Raw genomic sequence first — 22,873 nt, 5'->3', positions numbered from 1 at the left:
AAAGGAAATCAAAATGAATAGCATTGAAAAACAAAATGAAGAAAACAATTCTAAATCCGAAAGAAGAGCTTGGTCAAGATTCAAAGAAAATAAACTGGCATTTGGCAGTCTTTTTGTAATTGGATTTTATATCTCAATTGCCATTCTTCGGCCAATATTGCCAATATATAAATACCATACTCAAATAGTAGAGCATTCCGATTTACCACCATCTTTCCAGCCTGCTGGAGAACTATGGTACCAAAAAGAAAAAAAATTTATTGAAAGATTAGCAAAAAAAGAAAAAAGAGAAATAAATGAAAACGAACTAAAAAAACTTGAAGACATAAAAAGAAAAATAGAGAATGAAGTTCAAATAATAGACAAAAAGGAAGTAAAAGTACATAAAAGAGTGTATGTGCTTGGCACAGACAATCTTGGAAGAGACTTGCTTGCAAGATTAATACAAGGCAGCCAAATATCTCTTGCTGTAGGATTTATTGGGGCTTTTTTGTCTATGATAATAGGAACTATTCTAGGCTCAATAGCAGGATTTTTTGGAGGATTGCCTGACAAAATAATCACCAAAATAATCGAAATTCTTTATGTATTGCCCTATTTGCTTATTGTAATAATACTAATGGCAATAATGGAAAGAAGTATAATAGGATTATTCATAGCACTTGCATTTGTATCATGGTTAACAGTAGCTCGAGTTGTAAGAGGCCAGGTACAATCACTATCAAGTTCAGAATTTATACAGGCAGCCAAAACCTTTGGTGCAACAAATCAAAGAATAATCTTAAAACACTTAATACCTAATAGCATTGGAATGATAGTTATATTCACAACAATAAGAGTTCCAAGCTTTATTATAGCTGAGGCATTTTTATCCTTTTTAGGACTTGGAATTTCAGCTCCAATGACAAGCTGGGGAGAATTAGTACAAAATGGAATTGCTACATTTGTTGAATATCCATGGAAAGTTTTTATTCCGGCTATAGTTATGACAATATTTCTATTATTTATGAACTTTTTAGGTGACGGGTTAAGGGATGCATTTGATCCAAAAGATAGCATCTAAGGAGAAATTGAATGGAAAAAGAGAATATATTGGAAATAAAAAATTTAGCAATTGAATTTAGATTAAAACATACAACAATTCATCCCGTAAGAAATATTAACCTATCTGTAAAAAGAGGAGAAATCAGAGCTATTGTTGGAGAATCTGGAAGTGGGAAATCCGTAACAAGCATGGCTATTTTTAAATTATTACCAGAACTTACAACAGTATATAAAAGTGGAGAAATACTATTTGAAAATCAAGATCTGCTAAAACTTAGCGAAAAAGAACTTTTAAAAATCAGAGGGAATAAAATATCAATGATATTTCAAGACCCAATGACTTCATTAAACCCATTTTTAAGAATATCAACTCAACTTGAAGAAACAATAATCTTACACCAAGGATTAGGGAAAAAAGACGCCAAAGAAAAAGCAATAGAAATGTTAAAAACTGTTGGTGTTGTAAACGCAGAAGAGAGAATAAAACATTTCCCCCATCAATTTTCAGGAGGAATGAGGCAAAGAGTCATGATTGCTATGGCACTTAGCTGTCATCCATCCCTACTAATAGCGGATGAACCTACAACGGCCCTTGATGTTACAATCCAAGAGCAAATATTACTATTAATCAAAAATCTATCTAAAAAATTCAATACTTCTACCATATTTATAACTCATGATCTTGCAGTTGTTGCTGAAATTTGTGATACAGTATCTGTCATGTATCAAGGAAAAATTGTAGAAGAAGGAACAGTAGAAGAAATATTTAATAATCCCAAACACCCTTACACTATTGGGCTCTTAAAATCAATTCTTACACTAGAACAAGATCCAAATAAAAAACTTTATTCAATAAAAGAAAATACTATTAATCTCACAAAAACCAGTATTGAGGAGTTTTAAATGAGCAGTAAAAAAGAAATAATTCTTAAAGTAGAAAACTTAATACAAACATTCACAACTGGAGAAGATTTTTTATTTTGGAAAAACAAACAAAAAGTAAATGCAGTAAACAATGTTAGCTTTGAAGTTGAAAAAAATAAAACTTTGGGACTTGTAGGAGAATCTGGCTGCGGCAAATCCACCACTCTTCGCTCAATAATGCAGCTTTACACACCAACTTCTGGAAATATTTACTTTAACGGAAAAAACATAACTAAACTTTCAAAAAAAGAGCTCTTAAAAACAAAAAAAGATATGCAAATGGTATTCCAAGATCCCCACACTTCACTTGATCCAAGAATGACAATAAAAGAAATAATAGCAGAGCCGCTAGAAATATACAATGAAAACAAAATTCTTCCAAAAACAAAACAAGAAATAGAACAAAGAGTAAACGAACTAACAGATATTGTTGGATTACATAAAAGCATGTTAACTAGATATCCTCATGAATTTTCAGGGGGGCAAAGGCAAAGAATAGGAATTGCTAGAGCATTGGCCTTAAATCCTAAACTTTTACTTTTAGACGAAGCCGTTTCTGCGCTTGATGTATCAATAAGAGCTCAAATTTTAAATCTGCTAAAAACCTTGCAAAAAGAATTCAAGTTATCTTATTTATTTATTTCTCATGATCTTGCTGTAGTAAAATATATGAGTGATAAAATCGCTGTAATGTATCTTGGGGTTATCCTGGAACTTGCACCCAGAGAAACACTATTTTCAAATCCAATTCATCCATATACTAAAATGCTAATAGCATCAATTCCTGAAATCAACCCTGAAAAAAGAAAAAATAAAAATATAAAACTAGACGAACAAACTCTAGCAAACATTAGAAAAATTCATTTATCAACCCAAGTACACCCAAAACTCGAAGAAGTAGAAAAAGATCACTTTGTATCTAAATACCTTTTTGATGAAATGAATAAATAAATAATTTAAAAGTTTATTTATGGTCAAAATAGGAAACTTCAAAATCTATTTTATTATCAATCCCCTCAACAAAATATAAGTTAATTCTATTAACATTATTTTTATCTATTACTTTGTTACCAGAATCAATAAAATAATAATAAATTCTATCCTTCGGTAAATTTTTAAGCTTAATAGTATAAATTCCCCTATTATCTTCTTTTTCTACAAGCCTATTTAAAAAAGGATTAAAATTATTAAAACTACCAGCTATTGTAACTATTTGTCCAGGACGACCAATATAAAAAATTTCAATCTCATTATTATCATAAGATTGTATTGGATTTCTCAACGAAATATAACTGGACTTCTCTTTAGCAACCTCAATTTTAGAAAATGGGATTAAATCTTCATTGTAAACCACATTTTTATTATACTCATCATTAGTCCAAACACCATCTACAATAAGCCTATATTTTATATTGCTTGTGCCATGAGGAATATTGACTTTAACAAAAAAAACTCCATACTCATTTTTTTTGAATAAATATTTCTTAGAATAGTGATCAAAGTCAAAAGCAGCAAAAATTTTTCTAATTTCCTTATTGGGAGGATAAAATAATAATATGCGTTTGGAATCAACTATGGGCTCAAGATTGTCTTTTCTTATTGAAACTTCTAAAAATTCATTTAAACTCAAATCAAAATCATATATTACATAATCATCTGAAAAAAGATTACTAACACATAAAGCTGTAAAAATCAATAAATACAAAAACTTTTCTTTCATAGATTATATACAAAGCTCACAATAATAATTCTTTTGGTAAATGCTACACATTTAAACTTTTTAACATTATACTAAAAACATACATTAAAGTAAATAAATAATAAGAGGAGTATAAAAATGGGTTTTCACATTTATGAAATCAAAGCCAGACAAATTATTGATTCTAGGGGGAATCCAACAGTTGAAGCTGATGTCATTTTAGAAGATGGAACTTGCGGAAGATCTGCTGTACCATCAGGTGCATCAACAGGAATTAACGAAGCTGTTGAGCTTAGAGATGGTGATAAGTCTGTATATATGGGGAAAGGGGTTTTAAAAGCAATTGAAAATATAAAAAACATAATTGCCCCAGAACTTGAAGGTATGAGCGCCTTAAATCAGGTTGCAATCGATAAAAAAATGCTTGAACTTGATGGAACCCCTACAAAAGAAAAGCTTGGCGCTAATGCAATCTTAGCGGTTTCAATGGCTACAGCTAAAGCTGCTGCGAAATACCTTGGACTCAAGGTTTATCAATATCTTGGAGCTTACAAAGCCAACATTTTGCCTACACCTATGTGTAACATTATCAATGGTGGCGCACATTCTGACAACTCTGTTGACTTTCAGGAGTTCATGATAATGCCTACAGGAGCAAAAACTTTTAGTGAAGCAATAAGAATGGCGGTAGAAGTTTTTCATACACTAAAAGGCATTCTCAATGGCAAAGGGTATGCAACTTCTGTTGGAGATGAAGGGGGATTTGCTCCAAATTTAAAATCAAACGAAGAAGCTTGCGAAATGATTATAGAAGCAATAAAAAAAGCAGGATATGAGCCTGGAAAAGACATAGTAATAGCTCTTGATCCAGCAACATCTGAGCTTTATGACCCAAAAACAAAAAAATATGTACTTAAATGGTCAACAAAAGAAGAGCTCACTTCTGAACAAATGATTGAATATTGGTCAAAATGGGTAGAAAAATATCCAATTATTTCAATCGAAGATGGTATGGCCGAAGAAGATTGGGATGGATGGAAAAAGCTTACAGACAAAATTGGACACAAAGTACAACTTGTTGGGGATGATTTATTTGTAACAAACACCTCATTTCTTAAAAAAGGAATTGAAATGGGGGTTGCTAATTCAATCCTTATAAAGGTAAATCAAATTGGAACACTAACAGAAACATTTGAAGCTGTGGAAATGGCTAAAAAAGCAGGATACACAGCAATAGTATCTCATAGATCAGGAGAAACAGAAGATACGACAATAGCTGATCTTGTAGTAGCTCTTGGAACGGGGCAAATTAAAACTGGCTCACTCTCAAGAACAGATAGGATAGCAAAATACAATCAACTCATAAGAATAGAAGAAGAATTAGAAACAACTGCAGAATACCACGGTAAAAACGTCTTTTATTCTATTAAGAAAAAATAAATCAAATCCCTGTAAAAGGGATTTTTTTTGCTTAAATAACAATGTAAAATGTATAAAAAATAAAATTATCTTTTGGAAAATTGAAAACTTTTTCGTGCTTTTTTCTGCCCAAATTTCTTACGTTCAACTCTCCTAGAATCTCTTGTTAAAAACCCATTAGATCTCAAAATCATCTTATTAGATTCATCAAGTTCAAAAAGAGCCCTTGAGATCCCATGCCTTATTGCACCCGATTGACCTGAAATTCCTCCCCCATAAACATTAATGTAAAGATCATATTTTCCGAGTGTATTTGTCAAAACTAAAGGCGCTAGTGCCATTGTTCTTAAATTTTCAAGCTGGATATAAGAGTCAAAATCTCTATTATTTACTCTAATATTTCCACTACCCTCTCTAATGTAAACTCTAGCAACAGAAGACTTTCTCCTACCAGTTCCCATTGATAAATTAACATTGCTAAAATTTGATTTTTTCATTTTACCTCTCTTAAATTAGCTTCCAGCTTTATAGGATTTTGAGCTTTAAGAGTATGCTCTGAACCAGAAAAGACTTTTAAATTTCTAAAAAGATCACGCCCCAAAGGACCTTTTGGCAACATACCTTTAATAGCGATCTCAAGAGGTGCACAAGGCTTTCTCTCTGACAATGTTTTAAAAGTATCAGAATAAAGACCTCCTGGATATCTTGAGTGCCTATAATAAAGTTTTTGTTGATATTTTTTTCCAGTCAGCCTAACCTTAGAAGCATTAATAATAATAACATTATCACCTAAATCTTGATGAGGAGTATAATAAGCTTTATGTTTGCCTCTTAAAATTCTAACAACATCTACAGCAACTTTACCTAAAACTCTATCTGCTGCATCAATTAAATACCATTTTTTCTCAACAGTCTTTGGCTTGATCCAAATCGTAACATTATTGGTTATTTTCTTCATAATAGCGCATTACCCTTGCATATAATTTTATGCATAAATCTTATTTATTTTATTATTTGTAAGGATCACTGTCAAGTACATCAATAAACTTATCCTTAAGGGCAAAACAAATTTTTTTAAAATTATCCAGATCTCCTTTAGAAAACTTCAAAGGAATAATAGATGGAATACTAAAATTTGGACTAATTAAATACCCATGTTTGAGAAATTCATTAAAAATTTCAGCATGATAACAAGCATCATAAAGAGGAAACATATACCTATCAGTCACTCTAAACAAAGGTGTAGCAAAAGAATTAAAATTAATATTGAGATTTTTACTATAAAATAAAAGTTTGCTTAATGTATGTCTAGCCAAAGATAAAGTTACAGCATCAAAATTATCTCTAAATTCTATTTTCCTAGAAAGATTGTCTACAACAACAATAATAACAGACATAAAATCAGGCAAAGGAATATTAAAAATCATAGGATATTTAATATTCCTAAATCCCATTTTAAACTCATATATTCCTTCTTCTTTTTCCCAGGGCATAAAAACTTTATCTTTACCAGTTAAAGATAATAAAAATTTTTTTGCATCTTGCTCTAGCTTAAAAATATAAACAGATCCAGCCTCTTTAAAAAAAGTAAATACCAAATTGATAAACTGATTTTTAAAAACAGAAGCATAAGGAGATATTAAACCCCTCGACATAGTTTGCTTAAAAAGGCGATTTAAGCCTTGAATTCTATAGCCTAAAAAATTTTTTCCACCATTTAAATATAAATCTAAATATCTCTTACCGTTAATATCGTAAAGATAAAAAAATCTTGCCCTCTTAATCACTGGCAAATTGTCTATTAAGGATAAATCATACATTTGATAAACTTTGTAAAAGAATTTCATTTGCAAGGATAGGATTAATCTTTCCTGAAGATTTTTTCATTATTTGCCCCATCATAAATTTAATAGCATGATCTTTACCCTTTTTGTAAAGTTCAATTGATTTAGGATTTTCATTTAAAACTTCAAGCACAATCTGCTTAATAACAAACTTGTCATTTATTTGCTCTAATTGATTTTCACTTATAATAACAGAAGCGGAAACTTCTCTACTCATCATCTCTAAAAACACCTTTTTTGCCATTTTGCCACTTATTTTACCAGCAACAATAAATTCAACAAGCTCTGTAATATAGCTTGGAAGTAAATTAAATTCAAGAACACTAATCCCTTTATCATTAAGAACGCTTAAAACTTCAGACAATATCCAATTGGCTACTTTTTTAGGATCGCTTGCATTAATAGCAGCCTCTTCAAAATATCTAAGTAGATGCTTATCTGTTGTTAAAGTAATAACATCAAAATCACTTAACCCATATTGATCTTTAAGCCTAACTCTTGCATCAAATGGAAGTTCAATTAACTTTATTTTTTTAATATTGTCAATATAAAAATCATCAATCTCTATTAAAGGTAGATCGGGTTCTTGGAAATAACGATAATCAGATACGGTCTCTTTATCTCTTTGAATCACAGTTACCCCATTTTTATCATCAAATCCTCTAGTGTGCTTACCACAACTATCAAGGGTTTTCCTAAATTGAACCCACTCCTCTTGCTGCCTTAATTCTTCATATTCAATGGCAGCTTTAATAGATTTAAAAGAGTTTAAATTCTTTATTTCAGCTATAGGAGTTTTATGCTCAACTCCACTCTCTGTAATAATTAAATTAACATTTACGTCACATCTAAAAGAACCATTCTCCATATTACATTCCGACAAATCAAGATACCTAAAAATTTCTCTTAAAGAACTTAAAAAAGCAACTGCTTCATCCCCACTGCTAATATCTGGAGCAGAAACAATCTCAAGTAAAGGAGCTCCCGAACGATTAAAATCAATATAACTTTGATTTTCACTATCCAGCAAATGCAGACTTTTACCTGAATCTTCTTCCATATGAATTCTAATAATGTTAATCTTTTTAAGCCCAGAAGGGGTTTCAATCAATAAGCTTCCTCCCTCACAAATCGGCTTATCATTTTGCGAGATTTGATATCCTTTTGGCAAATCTGGATAATAATAATGTTTTCTATCAAATTTAACAACATGCCTAATCTTTGAATTTGTGGCATGACCCGCTAAAATTGCACTATTAATAAGCTCTACATTCACACTTGGTAATGAACCAGGCAGTCCAAGACAAATTGGACAAATACGAGAGTTGGGAACTCCTCCAAACTCATTCTTACATCCACAAAAAGCCTTTGTTCTTAGCCCTAGCTGAATATGAATTTCTAATCCAATAACTAATTTATATTCCATTCAATCCTAATTCCCTAATCACATTTTTTGAAAAACTTAAAAGTTCAAAATCCTTCTTGCTACGCCCAATAATTTGCATTCCAATAGATAATCCTTCCTTGTCCTTAGAATACGGAAGCGAAATAGCAGGAGCACCAATAAGATTTGCAATCACAGTGCAAATATCTGAATAATACATTTTAACAGGATCATCAAAATCTAAACCAACTCTAAAAGGCTTAACAAAACTTGTTGGGGTAATAATAAAATCACAGCTTTCAAAAAGCTTGTTAAATTTGGGAATAATCAAATTCTGAAGAATTTCACAAGCTTTTACATAATATTTGGCATCGTACCCTTCTGACAATAAATAATTTCCAAGAATAATACGCCTTTTAACTTCTTCTGACAAGAAATTACTTCTATGTTTAAAATAAAAATCATTAAGACTTAAATTTTCTGATATTCTCTTGCCGTAGCAAAGTCCAGTATAACGAGCAAGATTGGAAGATGCTTCAACGGGAGAAATTGTATAATAAATTGATAAAATAAAATTAATCTCTTCTATTGAAACTTCTTTTATATTAGCACCTTTTGACAAAAGATCAAATTTAAATTTGGCAAAACTACTTGCAACATTTTTGTCCATTAAATCTTCGCTAAGCTCTTTAATTAAAGCTAAATTTTTACCTTGCAAAGACTCAATTTTTAAGGGATAAAAATCGTCAAAGATATCTACACTGGTAGAATCCATTTTATCAGATCCACAAGTATGTTTTAATATTAAAGCAATGTCTTCAATAGAATGAGAAAAAAATCCTATTTGATCAAAAGACGAAGCATAAGATGCAAGCCCATAGCGAGAAAGGCCTCCATAAGAAGGTTTAAAACCTAAAATTCCTGAAAAAGATGCAGGAAGTCTAACAGAACCCCCAGTATCACTGCCAAGAGAAAAAGGTGCTTGAAAAGATGCAACTACAGCTGCAGAGCCTCCAGAACTACCCCCTATAACATATTCTCTATTTAAAGGATTTAAAGTTGCACCATAACATGACAATTCACCGGTAGAACCCATGGCAAATTCATCCATATTGGTTCTGCCAATTAAGATTGCTCCTTTATTCTTGAGCCTTTTAATCACAGTCGCATCATAAGGAGAAATATAGCCTTTTAAAATTTCAGAAGCACAAGTTAAAGATTTATCTTGAATTGAAATATTATCTTTAACAGCAATAAGCATGCCAATTAAAGGCAAATCTTCTAATTCGCAATTTTTTAAACAATCGTCATACCTTTTTGCAATATCTAAAGAATCATCAAAAAATTCAATATATCCATTTACATCTTTATTTGATTCATAATTATTTTTATAAGCAAGTAAAATGTCATAAATTTTACATTTTTTAGTCAAAACTAATTCTTGAATTTTGGTTAAAGTTAAATTACTTAAGTCCAAGACCTTATCCTTATTCTAATATTTTAGGAGATGAAAAATATCCATCTAAAAACGAGTTACTAAGCTTTTTAATTGATTCAATAGAAAGAGAACATCTGACTTTATCCTCACGCAATGTAGAAATATTTTTCTTATTAGCATTAAAATTAATTTTAACCTCAAAATTTGAAATTTCATTAACCAATTTAATAACTTTCTCAAATTTTGAAATAAATTTATCCTCACTATCCCTATTAAGTGTCACCAAGCTTAATTTTAAACTATTTTCTAAATGTATATCTTTCAAAATAAACCTCTAAACTTTAATAATTTTTTTAATATACTCAGAACTCAAAATAGCCTTCTTTCCATTTATCAAACTAATTTTAACAAACTGCGAGTTACCTTGGTACCAGCTATCAATAATCATTCCCCTTTCTCCATTATAAATTATATAGTCTCCAATATTAAATCTAATATCCCTTTTACTATCAATAAAAAAATTATTAAAACTTTCTTTTAAATACTCAGGAATAAAAATAGTGTCATAAAAATTTTTGTTAATATCTTGGGAAAAAACGGAAAGCTCGGTACTTTTAAAAGAACCCCTAAAAGCTCGCTTCAAATTTAAGGTAATAATAAGCTCTGATTTAGCTCTTGTGATTGCAACATAAAAAAGCCTTCTCTCTTCCTCAAGCCTATCTTCTGTTAATTCTTCAATTTCAGCTGGCAAAAGACCTTTTTCAAGTCCAGAAATCACAACTCTATCAAATTCAAGTCCCTTAACACCGTGGATTGAAGATAAAAATATATTGGACTTAAAATCTCCAGAAATTAAAGGAGAAAGTGAAGAATTTTCTAAAAAAATAGCAAGACCTTCAAATGTACCTGAATATTCAATTCCACTATTAATAAGCTCATCAATATTTCTTAATTTTTCATCTTTATCAAATTTTTTATAATAATCTAAAAGGCCAAACTTAATTACAACATCCTCAATAAAAGCAGATAAATTAATATAATTACCTTCAAAAAGTTTTCTGCCCAGCTCATCATAAATATTTAAAAACAATAAAAGAGACTCTTTGGCCCTATTTTTAAGAGAACTCAAAGTTTTTTTACTAGCACAAAACAAATTGAAATTAACATCATCGTCGTTTAAAGAACTAATTATTTTATCTAGAGTAGTTTTTCCAATTCCCCTAGAAGGCTTATTTATCATTCTTAAAAAAGCTATTTTATCTTTCTTATTTATAAGAAGCCTAAGCAAACAAATAATATCCTTTATTTCCTCTCTCTCATAAAATTTAATTGATCCTAAAACCTTGTATGGAATATTTTTCTTTAAAAAAGATGTTTCAAAATGAAAAGATTGAGAATTGAATCTATAAAGTATTGCTGTCTCAATATCATTGGAAACAAGCAAGTTAGAAAAATATTCAGCTTCATCTGATGTGCTTTGAAAAACTAAAAATTTCATTCTTTTACCAGAACCATTTTGAGTTGTTATTTGTTTTTCATACCTATTTTTATTTTTTGAGATAACTCCATTTGCAATCCTCACTATATTTGAATTTGAACGGTAATTTTGCACTAAATAAAATTTAATAACATTGTCAAAAGTTTTTTCAAATTCAAGAATATTTTCAATTCTAGCTCCTCTAAAAGAATATATTGACTGATCTTCATCTCCTACAACCATAAAATACATACCATCCGAATAAAGTTCTTTCAAAAATAAAAATTGTGAATAATTAGTATCTTGATATTCATCTACAAAAATAACTTTAAATTTAGATTGAACAGATTCTTTTAGAGATTTAGAATGCCTCAGCATTAAAATAGGTTTAATAATAAGGTCTGCGAAATCAAAAGCATTATTTTTAGCTTTCTCTTCCTCATAAATTTTAATATACTCATATTCCTTTTCTGCAAATTTAATAAATTTTTCTAAGAAAAAATTTTCTTTGTCTTTTAAAATCAAAGCTGCAATATGTTTTGCCATTTCAAAATTTGAAGCAAGATTAATTTCTTTGACAAATTTAACTACATCATTAGTATCCCAAATTGTAAAATTTGAATCATAATTTCTATCAAAATCCTTATAGTAAGCTCTCAAAAGCCAAGATCCAAAAGAATGAAAAGTTTGAATATGAAGTTTCTTGTCAAATTTTAAAAGATCATTTATTCTATCATTCATTTCATTTGCAGCTTTATTGGTAAAAGTTAAAGCCAAAATTTCATTAGGATTTATATTCATATGTTTGATTAAATACACAATTTTTGCAATTATAACCCTAGTTTTACCACTTCCAGGCCCTGCTAAAACAAGAATTGGATTTTTACTTTTACTAAAAACAATTTTTTCCTGGGACGAATTTAAGCTGGAAAAAAAATTTTTTATTTTATCCATTACTAATAAACTTCAGAAACTTTGAGATCAAACCCTGAAGGTGTCTTTACCCAGAAGAATTGAACAGCAAAAATTTCTTTCCCCTGCTCTTTTAAAAAAGGAGTAATGTCTCTTTCATTGAGAATAATATTAACATCAGAAAGTCTTGAAAAGAATAGTATCAAAGATTTCTCAAAAGCTAGATTAATAGGAATACCTTTGGATGCAAAAAAAGACTTGCCATGAAGATTGTTTTCATCAGCATATCTAAAAAATGTATCATTTAAAAAATCGATTTTTAAATCAACATTTGAAAGTTTCTGAGAAGAATACAGAGTAAGATAATCGCCACTTGGTAATTTTTCAGTTCCCTTAACATCAAACTGCCAATTTAAAATGTTAAACCTATTGTCAATATTAGTTTCAGATACATATTTAACATTTAAATCAAAAGATTCTAAACTTACATTGGCTATTTTCGACTTATCATAATAATAATTCTCATAAATAATTTTGACTCTCATATTATCATCAAGATTTATCTCTTTAAACTCTCCTAAATTAAAAATATTTTTACTTTTTTTAGACTCATCAACAATAACTAAATCATCACTAATAAAAGATGCTCTATATTTTGCAATATTATCGCCATACGTTAAAAATAAAGAATCTCCCTCTTTAAGAGAAATATTCCAAAAATTCTTTTTATCAAAAGACACTTCATGAAGATTTGAAATTATCTTTTCATTCTGACTAAGCTTAAAAAATTTTTTAAAATAAACTTCCACTTCTCTAAAAGAAAAAAACACAAACAATAGTAAAATAACACCAACAATTCCTAGCAGAATTTTCAATATACTTAAGGACTCTAAATTTAAAAAAAACAATTTTTTATCTAAAACCTTATTATCGCCTAAAAATCCCAAATTTGAAATTTTATCTTCAGATCTAATCCCAATATAACTATTATTAAGTTTACTTTTATAATCCTTAAAAAGTGTTGATATCAATCTAGAATCAATATCTAAATATTCGCTATAAGTTCTTAAAAATCCAACAGCCAAAACTTCATTTGGAAAAATTTCAATATTAGAATCTTCAAGAGCTTTAAGATACTTAATAGAAATTTTAATATCCTCCGCTACCATTTCAAGAGTCAAATTTTTACCATTTCTAACTTTTCTCAAATAACTCCCAAATTTAATAAAATCATTTTCTTCCATAGATTAAACCTTAATTTTTTTTAATATCATATAAAAAATTATCTACCTTATTTGAAGATTTTGGGGGATCGTACTTAAATTTGCTATCAAGAATTCCAACATTAAACTTAACAGCGGTTAAATCAATAACTATTTCACGCCCACCGCTAGTAGGATAAGCAGTAATCCTTCTAATTGTTCCATCCGGAGTAAAGGCAATAATAAAAGAATTAATAGTAGCGGCCCCTTTGTAAAGCTTTCTAGAAAAGGTTAATTTAATATATTTTCCAGGCTCAGATGAATCTAGAGCTTCTAGATTTGGAGAATTGGTATAAGATACGCTGTACTCACTATTTAAAACTTTCATAAGACCTCCCCCACTACTACCTTTTAATAATTGCTGATTAAACGAGGTACCAAGAGATGGAACATAAACTGTCAAAAATTCACCATCGCTTACAAAAACTTGATTATTTGAATCTAGATTAATAATAAACTTATCTGGAAACTTATAAAACAAAACACCTGTCTGCTTTAATCCCTTTAAAGTGAAATTAATTGTCGCTTGCATATCCTCTATATTTTGATATTTAGCATAAATTCCTTCAAAGTATTGATTTGCAGATATTTGAGCAAAAACAGCAACAGGATACAAAACTAATAAAAGCATTGTTTTTATCATTCTATGAACTCTTATTATTAAGCTTAAGCTATTAACAAAACTAAATTTAAACGATTGCCAATAAACTTTATTTCCATAATACTACATATCATGGAAATAAACTATTATTAATAGTAATAGTTTAATACATAAAATAAAAATTTAAAGCTTAAGTATAAAACACCTTTAAAGAATTAGGATTTGATAAAAATGTCTTTGAATTACGTTGAAATAAATACTTTGATTAAAGAAATCCCTTTCTCAAACTCTTTAATAAAAGAAATAATACAGCCGGATTATAAAAGTTTGATTTTAGAGATTTACAATAAAATTGACAATAAAAAATTTAAAATATTGATCTCTTTAAATCCAAGCACTACCAGATTCCATATAACAAGAAAAAATTTCAAAAAGAATGCTTTAAAATTAAGATTTTCTGATTTCTTAAAATCAAAAATTCAAAATGGAAAAATTCTAAAAGCTTTCCAAATGAAAAATGAAAGAATAATTTATCTTGAGATTTTTAAAAAGGACATAATTATCTTATTCATTAAATTGTGGCCATCCTCTCCAAATATAATAGCTACAAACCAAAACTTTAAAATACTGGACGCATATTACAGAAGACCAAAAGCAAAAGAAACAACGGGTGAAACCTTTTTAAAAGCTAAAGAAATACATGAAAGCAATAAAATGCCTGATAAAAAAATCATGGGCCTAAAAGAAGAATACAATAATACCAGCCATAAATCTTATTCTGAATTTCTTGAAAATTACTACGAATCACTCAGTAATCAAATTAAAAAAAACAATATAAAAGAATTGCTTATTGAAAAATATAAAAAAGAGTTAATTGCTTTAGAAAAAAGAATAGAGTCTTTAAAACAACAAATCAAACTAATTGAAAACATTGAAAACGAAAAGGAAAAGGGCGAGTTGATTTTATTAAATATCAACAAAATACAAAAAGGGGTCAAAGAAATAACCCTCTTAAATTATAAAGAAGAAAAAATAAAAATATCGTTAAACCAATCGTTATCGCCAAAAGAAAATGCCTTACAATATTTTAAAGCATACAAAAAGGGCAAAAATTCTTTTAAAACCATACAAAATCAATTAAAAGATAATCTAGACAAATTTAATCTCATTAAATCAAAAATAAATATGTTAAAGATCGAAAATTTCATTCCAAAAGAAGAATATAATCAAGAAGAAACTGCTATTAAAAAAAAAGAAAAAACACCAAAAATAGGCTTACATTTTACCTCTTGTGGATTTGAAATTCTTATTGGAAGAAACGCAAAAGAAAACGATGAACTTTTAAGGCGCTGTGTTAAAGGAAATGATTATTGGCTTCATACAAGAGATTATCCTGGAGCTTATGTTTTTATTAGAAATCAAAAAAATAAAACTCCTTGCCTCGATGTCCTTTTAGCTGCTGGTAATTTATGCGTATTTTATACAAAATTAGCAAAAAAATCAGGAAAAGCAGATATTTACTACACGCAAGTTAAAAATTTAAGAAGGGTTAAAAACGGAAAGCTAGGCCTTGTAATTCCAAAAGCAGAAAAAAATTTACATATTAAGCTAGATGAAAATCTAATAAAAAAAATAAAAAATCAAACCTAAATAATGTTTATAGCAAAGCAAAGTTTTGAATTTTTTACAAAATATTGTTATTCAAAGACAAAAAGCATAAAATTTATAAAAGTGGAGGAAGAACTTTATGATTTCAAAGTTAACAAAAATTGTAGCAACAATATCTGATCTTAGATGCGAACCAGAACACATAAAAGATTTATACGATGCAGGAGTAAATGTAATAAGACTAAATACTGCTCATCAATCACACGAAGATACAATAAAAGTAATAGACAATGTTAGAAAAATTTCAAATAAAATAGCTCTAATGATCGACACAAAAGGACCAGAAGTTAGAACAGCAAATATTGAAAATCCTATTATTGTAAAAACTGGAGACAAAGTAATAATCTCAACTTCGCCTATTAATGAACCTAACAGCCTTCAAACTAATTATGATGGATTTGTTAAAGAAGTGCCCCAAGGATCTAAAGTGCTAATTGATGATGGTGAGCTTGAAATGACTGTTGTTACTAAACTGCCTGACCGATTAATTTGTGAAATTAAAAATGACGGAAAAATTAAAAATAAAAAATCAATCAATACTCCCGGCATTTCTCTTAAACTGCAATCAGTAACCGAAAAAGACAAAGGATTTATTGAGCTTGCAGCAAAATATAATGTTGATTTTATTGCCCATTCGTTTGTAAGGAATTCCAAAGACATTCAAGATGTTCAAAAAATTTTAAATGCTGCTGGAAATCCTGATGTAAAAATCATATCCAAAATCGAAAATCAAGAAGGAATTGACAATATTGAAGAAATTGTAAAAGCATCTTATGGAATAATGGTCGCAAGAGGAGATATGGGGGTCGAAATTCCTGCAGAAGATGTGCCTATTGCCCAACTCAAAATAACACAAACCTGCATAAAGTATGGAATACCTGTGATTACAGCAACTCAAATGCTTCATACAATGATTGAAAATCCAAGGCCTACTAGAGCAGAAGTATCTGACATCGCTAACGCTATTTTAAACGGTACAGATGCAATTATGCTATCTGGAGAAACCGCTTACGGAAAATATCCAATTGAAGCTGTAAAAATGATGACAAGCATTGCTAAAAAAGTTGAAAAACATAGAAAAATGACTTTATATAAAGATGAACTTTTTTACGATAAAAGCATTACAAGAAACTATATTATAAAATGTGCAATCGATGCCACAAAGCTTATGGATGTAAAAGCAATTATTGTAGATTCTCTAAAAGGCAAAACTGCAAGAATAATGGCAACTTACAGGGCAAGTGTTCCATTATTCATTACAACAAATAGCGAAAGACTGGCAAGAGAATTATCCTTATCTTACGGTGTTTATTCTAATCTTGTAGACAATAATTTTAAAAGAACTACCGAATTTGTAGTAACTTCTCTTAAAATGTTAAAAGAACAAAATATTGTCAATGACAAAGATACTGTAATAATTATTTCTGGTAACCCAAATAGAGATACTGACAAAGGAACAGAATTTATGGAAATAAACACAGTAGAAGATGCAATCAAGGGGCGAAATATATAAAGCAAGTTAGAAACCCCTTGGTTGAAAACATATTTTATTCAAATAACACAAACAGCTTGTCATTTAAGCTGGCAGAAAAAAAAACTCACAAAGCTATCCTAACAAGTTATGGAAACTATGAGTTTTTTTTAAAAAATGAATGTTTGTTTAAAAAAATAATATCAAATCAAACTAATAATGTATTTATAATCTCTGAAGCAAAAAGCAATTTTTTAATTAATATATCTAATCATCATGTATGGAGAATTTTTAATAAAAATATTAAAGTAAACTTAAAAATATTAAAGTTATTAAAAAATTTAAATTTTATCAATATAGACGATAAATTAATCGAAAATGATCATAAAATTGAAATTACATTGAATTTTATTAGTAATATAAAGAAAAATATAAAAATAATTCCAATAATTTTTGGTAAAATTTGCAATAAACATTTACTAAAATTTTGTGAGTTTTTAACACCTTTTATAAACGAAGAAGAAAATTCATTTATTTTTCTATCTTGCTTTATTTCAAAATCTACAAATATAAAAAAAGCCCTAAGGCTTGAAGAAAATTTAAAGCGCATCTTCCTTGAAGAAAAACCGCCTACTCTAAATCTAATACTAGAAAGCTATAAATCAAAAAAAATATTTCCGGAAAACATAAATTCAATCATGGTTATTTCAAGCCTTTTTAAAAATTTTGAATTTACAGACTCAAAAATAACAACCAACCCTCCAGAATACTTGATATCAAGCAGTATTCTAATAAAATAAAATTGTCAAAATTAAAATTTATAAAAAGTTTTCTATTTTTTTGCAGTTTTTCTTTAAAAAAGCATCAAGTCCTATCTTTGAAATACTTCTTAATGCATTGGCAGAAACCTTAATCTTAATACTTCTTCCAAGATCTGGAATAAAAAATTTTTTATTTATTAAATTGACCTTAAAGGTTCTTTTGGTTTTTACTCCAATATGCTGCCCAGCTCCACCCTTTTTCTTGGCAAGACCCTTCCTTGGAACATTGTTCCCAAACATAGTTTTTTTTCCTGTTATTTCACACTTTCTAGCCATTTAACACTCCTTCAAATTTTTTATTATTTTTTCTCCAAATACAAATCCATTAACTTTAAAAATAAAGCCAAACTACCCAAAATATTCTTCATTATACCTCCAAAGTTTAAATTGTTTCCATAGCTTTTAGCAAGATCCATATCAAGCTCTTTCCAATTATAAATTAGCTCTCTTTCCAAAGACGCCTTTGAATAGTCTGAAAGACAATCTTGTAAACGCTGTTCAATAGAATAAATTTTAGAATAATATTCGCTTGATATAGTAAACGCCTTTTTATTAACATCGGCTATTATATTTAATAATAATTTCTCCGAAGATTTATCTCCAACAGAAGCTCTATGTAGTAATGCATTTATTCTATTACCATAGCCACCTTGCTCTCCTAAACTAGAATCAAAATCAATAAGGTTTGCATAAATATTAATCAAAGCATGCATGTCATTAGACATTTCTCTAGAAAGCTCTATAAGCTTCCACTGTCCCTTAATTATAAGCAAATTAATAATATCATTAAGATCTTTTTTGACAAAATAAATAGTATATGTTCTTAAATAAACTAAAAGCTCGCAATAAATATAGCCTGTAGTGCTCATAATTTTAGATACAATCTTTTCATTCATTTTTTCATTATAATTATCCAAATTTAAAAAAGATATTCCTGGGAAAAGCTGTTCGGCTAATATTTTAGATTTGCTATTTTTTTGCAAAACTTTAATTTTTTCAATTTCATTAGCAACATGCTTGGTAAGATCATTGAAAAATATTCTTGCCACTGGATTAGGCTTTTGCCCAATAGAAATAGGAAAATAATCTGGATCCCCACTAACATATCTTATTAGATATAAAATTTCTTTACTCTTATTTATATCCATAATGGAAGAAACAATCTTAATCCAGGCATTCGATTTAATGGGAAAATCTTCTTTATTTCCATAAATTTCTAAAATAATGTCATAAAGGTTTTTCCAAATAGAAATATTCTTGATGCAAGAAATACATTCTAATAAATCTTTAAGATCATCTATAATAACTCCACAACCTATAGAACTGAATCTAGGCCTATAGACAAAATCATCTTCTGGAAGCAAGTTGTCAAAATTTTTAAGAACCAAATAATATTGATATAAGACTAAATCAAAAAAATTATGCAAAGCTCCATAAGTTTCATCTATCAATTTAATTTGTTCTTGAGTTATGTTTTTAAACAAATAAGATAAATTATTATGTAAATTTTTAGGAAGATCTGGAGTCAAATTTATATTGTCGCTTGCAGAAAAAGAATAAATATAATCTAAAGATTTTTTCTGACTTTCATTTAAATATTTTTCAACAACAAAATGAACAATTTTATTGGAATTTTTATATCTTTGAACAAATGGCCTTAAGGGAGAAAAAATTTTATAAAAATTATAAAGAAATCTGGAAAATTGAGGTAAAGCCTGAATTTTTGAAGCATTAAAAAAATTGCTTACTCTGCTTAAACTAATTTTAACTTCTTTTAACCTTTTTTGCTTTATCTGTTCAGAAGTAAGTTCTTTATTAATACTAAACATAGAAAGTATAAAATCAAATAAACCCAAATTCATTATCCCCCTAAAAACTCTTCGGTTCCCTTGCTCTATTTTCCAATTAAACACAGAAATCAATATTAACTATAAAAATTATACATAATTTATTGTAAAATAAAAGAAAAAACTTGAATAATTTTATGAGAATAAAAAATTTAATACTAATGGCAATTTTGTTGATTAGTCCTAGCTGCTCAACAAATAAAAATATAATTGTACTAACTGACAACAAAACAATACCATTTTATATAAATCAATTTAACATCGAAAATAAACTAAATTTTATAATTAAGTTTAGGAACAACATTGATCTGCAAACAGTAGAAAAAGAAAATGCACAAATAATTATTTCTAAAAATATTGGCAATACAAATATTATAAACCATTTTAAATCTATAAAAATCAATTATAATCCCGACTATCCTATCTTAAAAAATATTTTCAAACAATTTAATTACAAAATTATCCCATTAAGCTTTGATATTCCTATTTTAATCTATAAAAATACACACCACATTAAAAAATACATAAACACCAAATATTTAAAAGAAGAATACGAAAATTTCATTAAAGACGGAAAATTCTTTATATCGCCCTATATTTCTGAAAACTTATTTTATGTGATTTCTGAAATAAATGATGTGAGGTTTTCTTTTGAAAAGAATAAATTAAATTACAATGAAAATAAAATTTTAAAAATGCTAGAATATTTCTCATCATTTTTAAATGCAAAACAAATGGATTTGCAAAAAGATTTCTTTAATAAATACGGCTACCTTAAACTAAACAAAATATTACTTAATAAAAAATCTCTTTTAATAACAGGATTGAGCGATCTAACCTTTTACAATAGCTTAAGCGAACAAGAGAAAGCACAAATAAAATTTTCATATCTAATCAATAATAACAATGAAATTGTTATTTCAAGCCCAAATTTTATTGGTGTTTTAGAAACATCTATTTTAACTAAAAAATTTATCAGCTGGATTTTAGATAAAAAAACCCAAAAAAACCTAATTGGATTTAACAATCAATTCCAATCAAACATATGCTTTGGCTTTGCTAATGGTTTTACCCCTTACAAAGAATTAAATTTAAAAATAAAACACTCAATTGATGGAATATCTCCTTTTATAATTGACGAAACCCAAATCAATAGCTATTCTTATGCATTAAGCAAAAAAACAATTGAAAAAGAAAACTTGCTAATAAATGAATGGTTTTTCTCTAGAATTAAGAATCTAAAAAAAAATAAAAATTAAATGCGCTTTTCTCTGCAATTTACAACAATGACTTTAAAAATAAGGAAAAACAATAACGAAGAAAGAATAGCTAAAGATATGTGCACACTATTAAAAGCATATATAAGAAGAGAAGTAAAGACAATTAAAAAATAATTTACAAAAAGACAAATAATCCCAGAAAAAATAGCTATCATTAATGAAACTAGAAAAATCATAGCCTTGGAATTAAAATTAAATTCTATTTTAGAAAACAAAGAGATAAAAAATGCCCCCATTAAAACTAGCAAAATAGGAGAAATTAGCAAAATCAAGCTCGAGGAAAAAATATTAATTAATTTCAAATTTAATATAGCAACTTTATTAAAAGCGCTTGACAAACTTTGAATTTTTAAAAAAAATCCAACCTCAGGGAAATTTGAAAATAAAGCTAAATTTTCTACATTCTCATTAATTTTTACAACCTCTAAAACATTCGTATCAAAACTATCCATAGACACAAAAACTTTGGTAAGGGTAATTTCACTCTGCTCATCGTCTTTATTTAAAACATTTTGATACACAGAATTACCTCTCAAAGTAGCAAATGGAATTTTAATATGCAATATAACATTTCCTGTATTATTAAATCTAATAAGCTCAAAATTTTTTATTATTTTAGAATAATTATTAAGAGTGACAACTTTTTGCATATAAATATAATCATAAAACCCTTTATTAGAATCTGGCTGCAATAAAAATACATCGTTTATTCCGTAATATTCAAAATATTTTTCAATCTCATCAAAAAAAAGATACTTTTTCCTAAGTTTTTCAAGCGATTTATTTTTATAATTTAAAATTTCATTATCACTGGGCAATAGCTTATGAAGATTAGAAAAACCGTAATAAGCTAATTTAAACTTTTCAGTATTAAGATACAAAAAATTTTTTTGCTTTTCTTCAGAAATCAACTGCATTTTTTCTTTTTCAAAATTCCTGTTTTCATTAATAAACTTTAAAGTCAAATTTAAAAGTTCAACAAAATTATCGTCTTTTGTTGCAACATAAGCAATATAAGCAAAGTAATTGGCCGTATAATAATCATTTTGGAAAATAAATTCATTAACAATATTGAAAAAATCTTGCTTTTTAAGGCTTCGCAAAGGATACCTTGAAAAAGTTTTTTTAACCTTTTCCAAATCAACATCATAGTTTGGAATTTTATTATATTCAGATTTCACTAAATAATAATTTGTTAAAAGCTCTTCATTATTTACATAAATAATTCGCATTTTATCATATATTCTAATCAAATTTTCAAGATGTTTCCTTTTTTGCTTCATTGAATCTGACAAGTCAGCAGATAAAAAAAGTCTATTTGAAGACAAACTTATATCTATATTTTTAATTTTAAGAGATATTTCATTTGCTTCACTTTCAAGAAGGTTATATCTATCGTAACTAAACTTATACTCATTTCTCTGGGCAATTATATAAGGCAATGTTAAATTAAATATAAAAGTAAAAAAAAGCCCTATAATAAAAAATAATAGTAAAAATGCATAAAACCTAGAAAATAAATATCCATTATACGATTTTAAATAAATCTTTATTTCTTGGCGAACAAAAAAAGCAAAGTAAATACAAACAATAAAAATAAAAAATCCATAAAAATACTTATAAAAAAGCAAAATAGAATCAAAAAAAGCTGCTACTAACCTATGCTTTTCTAAAAAATTTTCTCCAAAAAAATAAGAATAACTAAAGATTAACCCTAGGAAAAAACATAGAAAAATAATAAAGTTGCTCAAAAATGCATATATTTCTCTTTTCATAAACTTT

21 protein-coding genes are annotated in these 22,873 nt (G+C 28.0%); 8 read left to right on the top strand and 13 right to left on the bottom strand.

The genetic code is table 11. The features are described 5' to 3' along the window. Positions 1–13 precede the first annotated feature (13 nt). Genes BLA33_RS02650 through BLA33_RS02640 form a run of 3 tightly spaced genes read left to right on the top strand, consistent with a single transcriptional unit; the run spans position 14 to position 2,919 of the window. Positions 14–1,063: an ABC transporter permease gene (locus tag BLA33_RS02650; protein ID WP_032985652.1), complete on the top strand. Its 1,050-nt coding sequence runs from the start codon at positions 14–16 to the stop codon at positions 1,061–1,063. Positions 1,064–1,074: 11 nt separating this feature from the next. After that, a complete protein-coding gene (locus BLA33_RS02645; protein ID WP_029346560.1) occupies positions 1,075–1,947 on the top strand; it encodes an ABC transporter ATP-binding protein in 873 nt (290 codons plus the stop codon). Further along, positions 1,948–2,919: an ATP-binding cassette domain-containing protein gene (locus BLA33_RS02640; protein WP_004791633.1), complete on the top strand. Its 972-nt coding sequence runs from the start codon at positions 1,948–1,950 to the stop codon at positions 2,917–2,919. It abuts the gene before it with no gap. A 13-nt stretch (positions 2,920–2,932) separates the two neighbouring features. On the opposite strand, the gene BLA33_RS02635 is transcribed toward BLA33_RS02640, so the two are convergent. After that, on the bottom strand, positions 2,933–3,664 hold the full coding sequence (locus tag BLA33_RS02635) for an early set domain-containing protein (RefSeq protein WP_174565083.1): 732 nt from the start codon (positions 3,662–3,664) through the stop codon (positions 2,933–2,935). Between the two features lie 141 nt (positions 3,665–3,805). On the opposite strand from BLA33_RS02635, the gene eno reads away from it, so the two are divergent. Next, complete coding sequence (gene eno, locus BLA33_RS02630) at positions 3,806–5,107, top strand: phosphopyruvate hydratase (RefSeq protein WP_029346559.1); 1,302 nt, start codon at positions 3,806–3,808, stop codon at positions 5,105–5,107. 65 nt (positions 5,108–5,172) lie between these two features. Here the strand turns inward: eno and rpsI are convergent, their stop codons facing one another. From rpsI to BLA33_RS02585, 9 genes are read right to left on the bottom strand one after another with little or no spacing between them, the layout of a single operon-like run. Continuing rightward, complete coding sequence (rpsI, locus tag BLA33_RS02625) at positions 5,173–5,583, bottom strand: 30S ribosomal protein S9 (protein WP_004791830.1); 411 nt, start codon at positions 5,581–5,583, stop codon at positions 5,173–5,175. Beyond that, positions 5,580–6,044: a 50S ribosomal protein L13 gene (rplM, locus tag BLA33_RS02620; protein WP_029346558.1), complete on the bottom strand. Its 465-nt coding sequence runs from the start codon at positions 6,042–6,044 to the stop codon at positions 5,580–5,582. Before rplM ends, rpsI begins: the two co-directional genes overlap by 4 nt. 52 nt (positions 6,045–6,096) lie before the next feature. Next, positions 6,097–6,906 (bottom strand): hypothetical protein, encoded by an 810-nt coding sequence (locus tag BLA33_RS02615; RefSeq protein ID WP_004793194.1) that lies wholly within the window; start codon positions 6,904–6,906, stop codon positions 6,097–6,099. After that, entirely contained in the window at positions 6,899–8,356 is a 1,458-nt protein-coding gene (gene gatB, locus BLA33_RS02610) for an Asp-tRNA(Asn)/Glu-tRNA(Gln) amidotransferase subunit GatB (protein ID WP_032985663.1), read from the bottom strand. Before gatB ends, BLA33_RS02615 begins: the two co-directional genes overlap by 8 nt. Beyond that, positions 8,346–9,791, bottom strand: a complete 1,446-nt coding sequence (gene gatA, locus BLA33_RS02605; protein WP_029346557.1) for an Asp-tRNA(Asn)/Glu-tRNA(Gln) amidotransferase subunit GatA — start codon at positions 9,789–9,791, stop codon at positions 8,346–8,348. Before gatA ends, gatB begins: the two co-directional genes overlap by 11 nt. Positions 9,792–9,801: 10 nt before the next feature. Further along, on the bottom strand, positions 9,802–10,077 hold the full coding sequence (gene gatC / locus BLA33_RS02600; protein WP_029346556.1) for an Asp-tRNA(Asn)/Glu-tRNA(Gln) amidotransferase subunit GatC: 276 nt from the start codon (positions 10,075–10,077) through the stop codon (positions 9,802–9,804). A gap of 9 nt (positions 10,078–10,086) precedes the next feature. Further along, on the bottom strand, positions 10,087–12,183 hold the full coding sequence (locus tag BLA33_RS02595) for an ATP-dependent helicase (protein WP_029346555.1): 2,097 nt from the start codon (positions 12,181–12,183) through the stop codon (positions 10,087–10,089). A 2-nt stretch (positions 12,184–12,185) separates the two neighbouring features. Then, positions 12,186–13,385: a BB_0345 family helix-turn-helix protein gene (locus tag BLA33_RS02590; protein ID WP_075226408.1), complete on the bottom strand. Its 1,200-nt coding sequence runs from the start codon at positions 13,383–13,385 to the stop codon at positions 12,186–12,188. A gap of 10 nt (positions 13,386–13,395) precedes the next feature. After that, complete coding sequence (locus BLA33_RS02585) at positions 13,396–14,046, bottom strand: LolA family protein (RefSeq protein ID WP_029346554.1); 651 nt, start codon at positions 14,044–14,046, stop codon at positions 13,396–13,398. Positions 14,047–14,235: 189 nt separating this feature from the next. On the opposite strand from BLA33_RS02585, the gene BLA33_RS02580 reads away from it, so the two are divergent. From BLA33_RS02580 to amrB, 3 genes are all read left to right on the top strand, one after another. Further along, a complete protein-coding gene (locus BLA33_RS02580; RefSeq protein ID WP_075226406.1) occupies positions 14,236–15,654 on the top strand; it encodes an NFACT RNA binding domain-containing protein in 1,419 nt (472 codons plus the stop codon). Between the two features lie 97 nt (positions 15,655–15,751). After that, complete coding sequence (gene pyk, locus BLA33_RS02575) at positions 15,752–17,185, top strand: pyruvate kinase (RefSeq protein ID WP_004791906.1); 1,434 nt, start codon at positions 15,752–15,754, stop codon at positions 17,183–17,185. Between the two features lie 17 nt (positions 17,186–17,202). Then, positions 17,203–17,943 (top strand): AmmeMemoRadiSam system protein B, encoded by a 741-nt coding sequence (amrB, locus tag BLA33_RS02570; RefSeq protein ID WP_075226404.1) that lies wholly within the window; start codon positions 17,203–17,205, stop codon positions 17,941–17,943. A gap of 18 nt (positions 17,944–17,961) precedes the next feature. On the opposite strand, the gene rpmB is transcribed toward amrB, so the two are convergent. Together rpmB and BLA33_RS02560 are read right to left on the bottom strand one after the other, a co-directional pair. Next, a complete protein-coding gene (gene rpmB / locus BLA33_RS02565) occupies positions 17,962–18,240 on the bottom strand; it encodes a 50S ribosomal protein L28 (protein ID WP_004793123.1) in 279 nt (92 codons plus the stop codon). Positions 18,241–18,263: 23 nt separating this feature from the next. Next, complete coding sequence (locus tag BLA33_RS02560; RefSeq protein WP_029346552.1) at positions 18,264–19,826, bottom strand: hypothetical protein; 1,563 nt, start codon at positions 19,824–19,826, stop codon at positions 18,264–18,266. Between the two features lie 110 nt (positions 19,827–19,936). Here BLA33_RS02560 and BLA33_RS02555 point away from each other — a divergent pair, with 110 nt between their 5' ends. Then, a complete protein-coding gene (locus BLA33_RS02555; protein ID WP_075226402.1) occupies positions 19,937–21,070 on the top strand; it encodes a hypothetical protein in 1,134 nt (377 codons plus the stop codon). Here the strand turns inward: BLA33_RS02555 and BLA33_RS02550 are convergent. Continuing rightward, positions 21,067–22,866 (bottom strand): hypothetical protein, encoded by a 1,800-nt coding sequence (locus BLA33_RS02550; RefSeq protein WP_075226400.1) that lies wholly within the window; start codon positions 22,864–22,866, stop codon positions 21,067–21,069. The genes BLA33_RS02555 and BLA33_RS02550 overlap by 4 nt on opposite strands. Positions 22,867–22,873: the final 7 nt, after the last annotated feature.

The organism is Borreliella garinii (genome assembly GCF_001922545.1).
Classification (GTDB): domain Bacteria; phylum Spirochaetota; class Spirochaetia; order Borreliales; family Borreliaceae; genus Borreliella; species Borreliella garinii.
The sequence above is the reverse complement of the archived record's forward strand: the minus strand, read 5'-3'. Positions and strand labels throughout refer to the sequence as shown.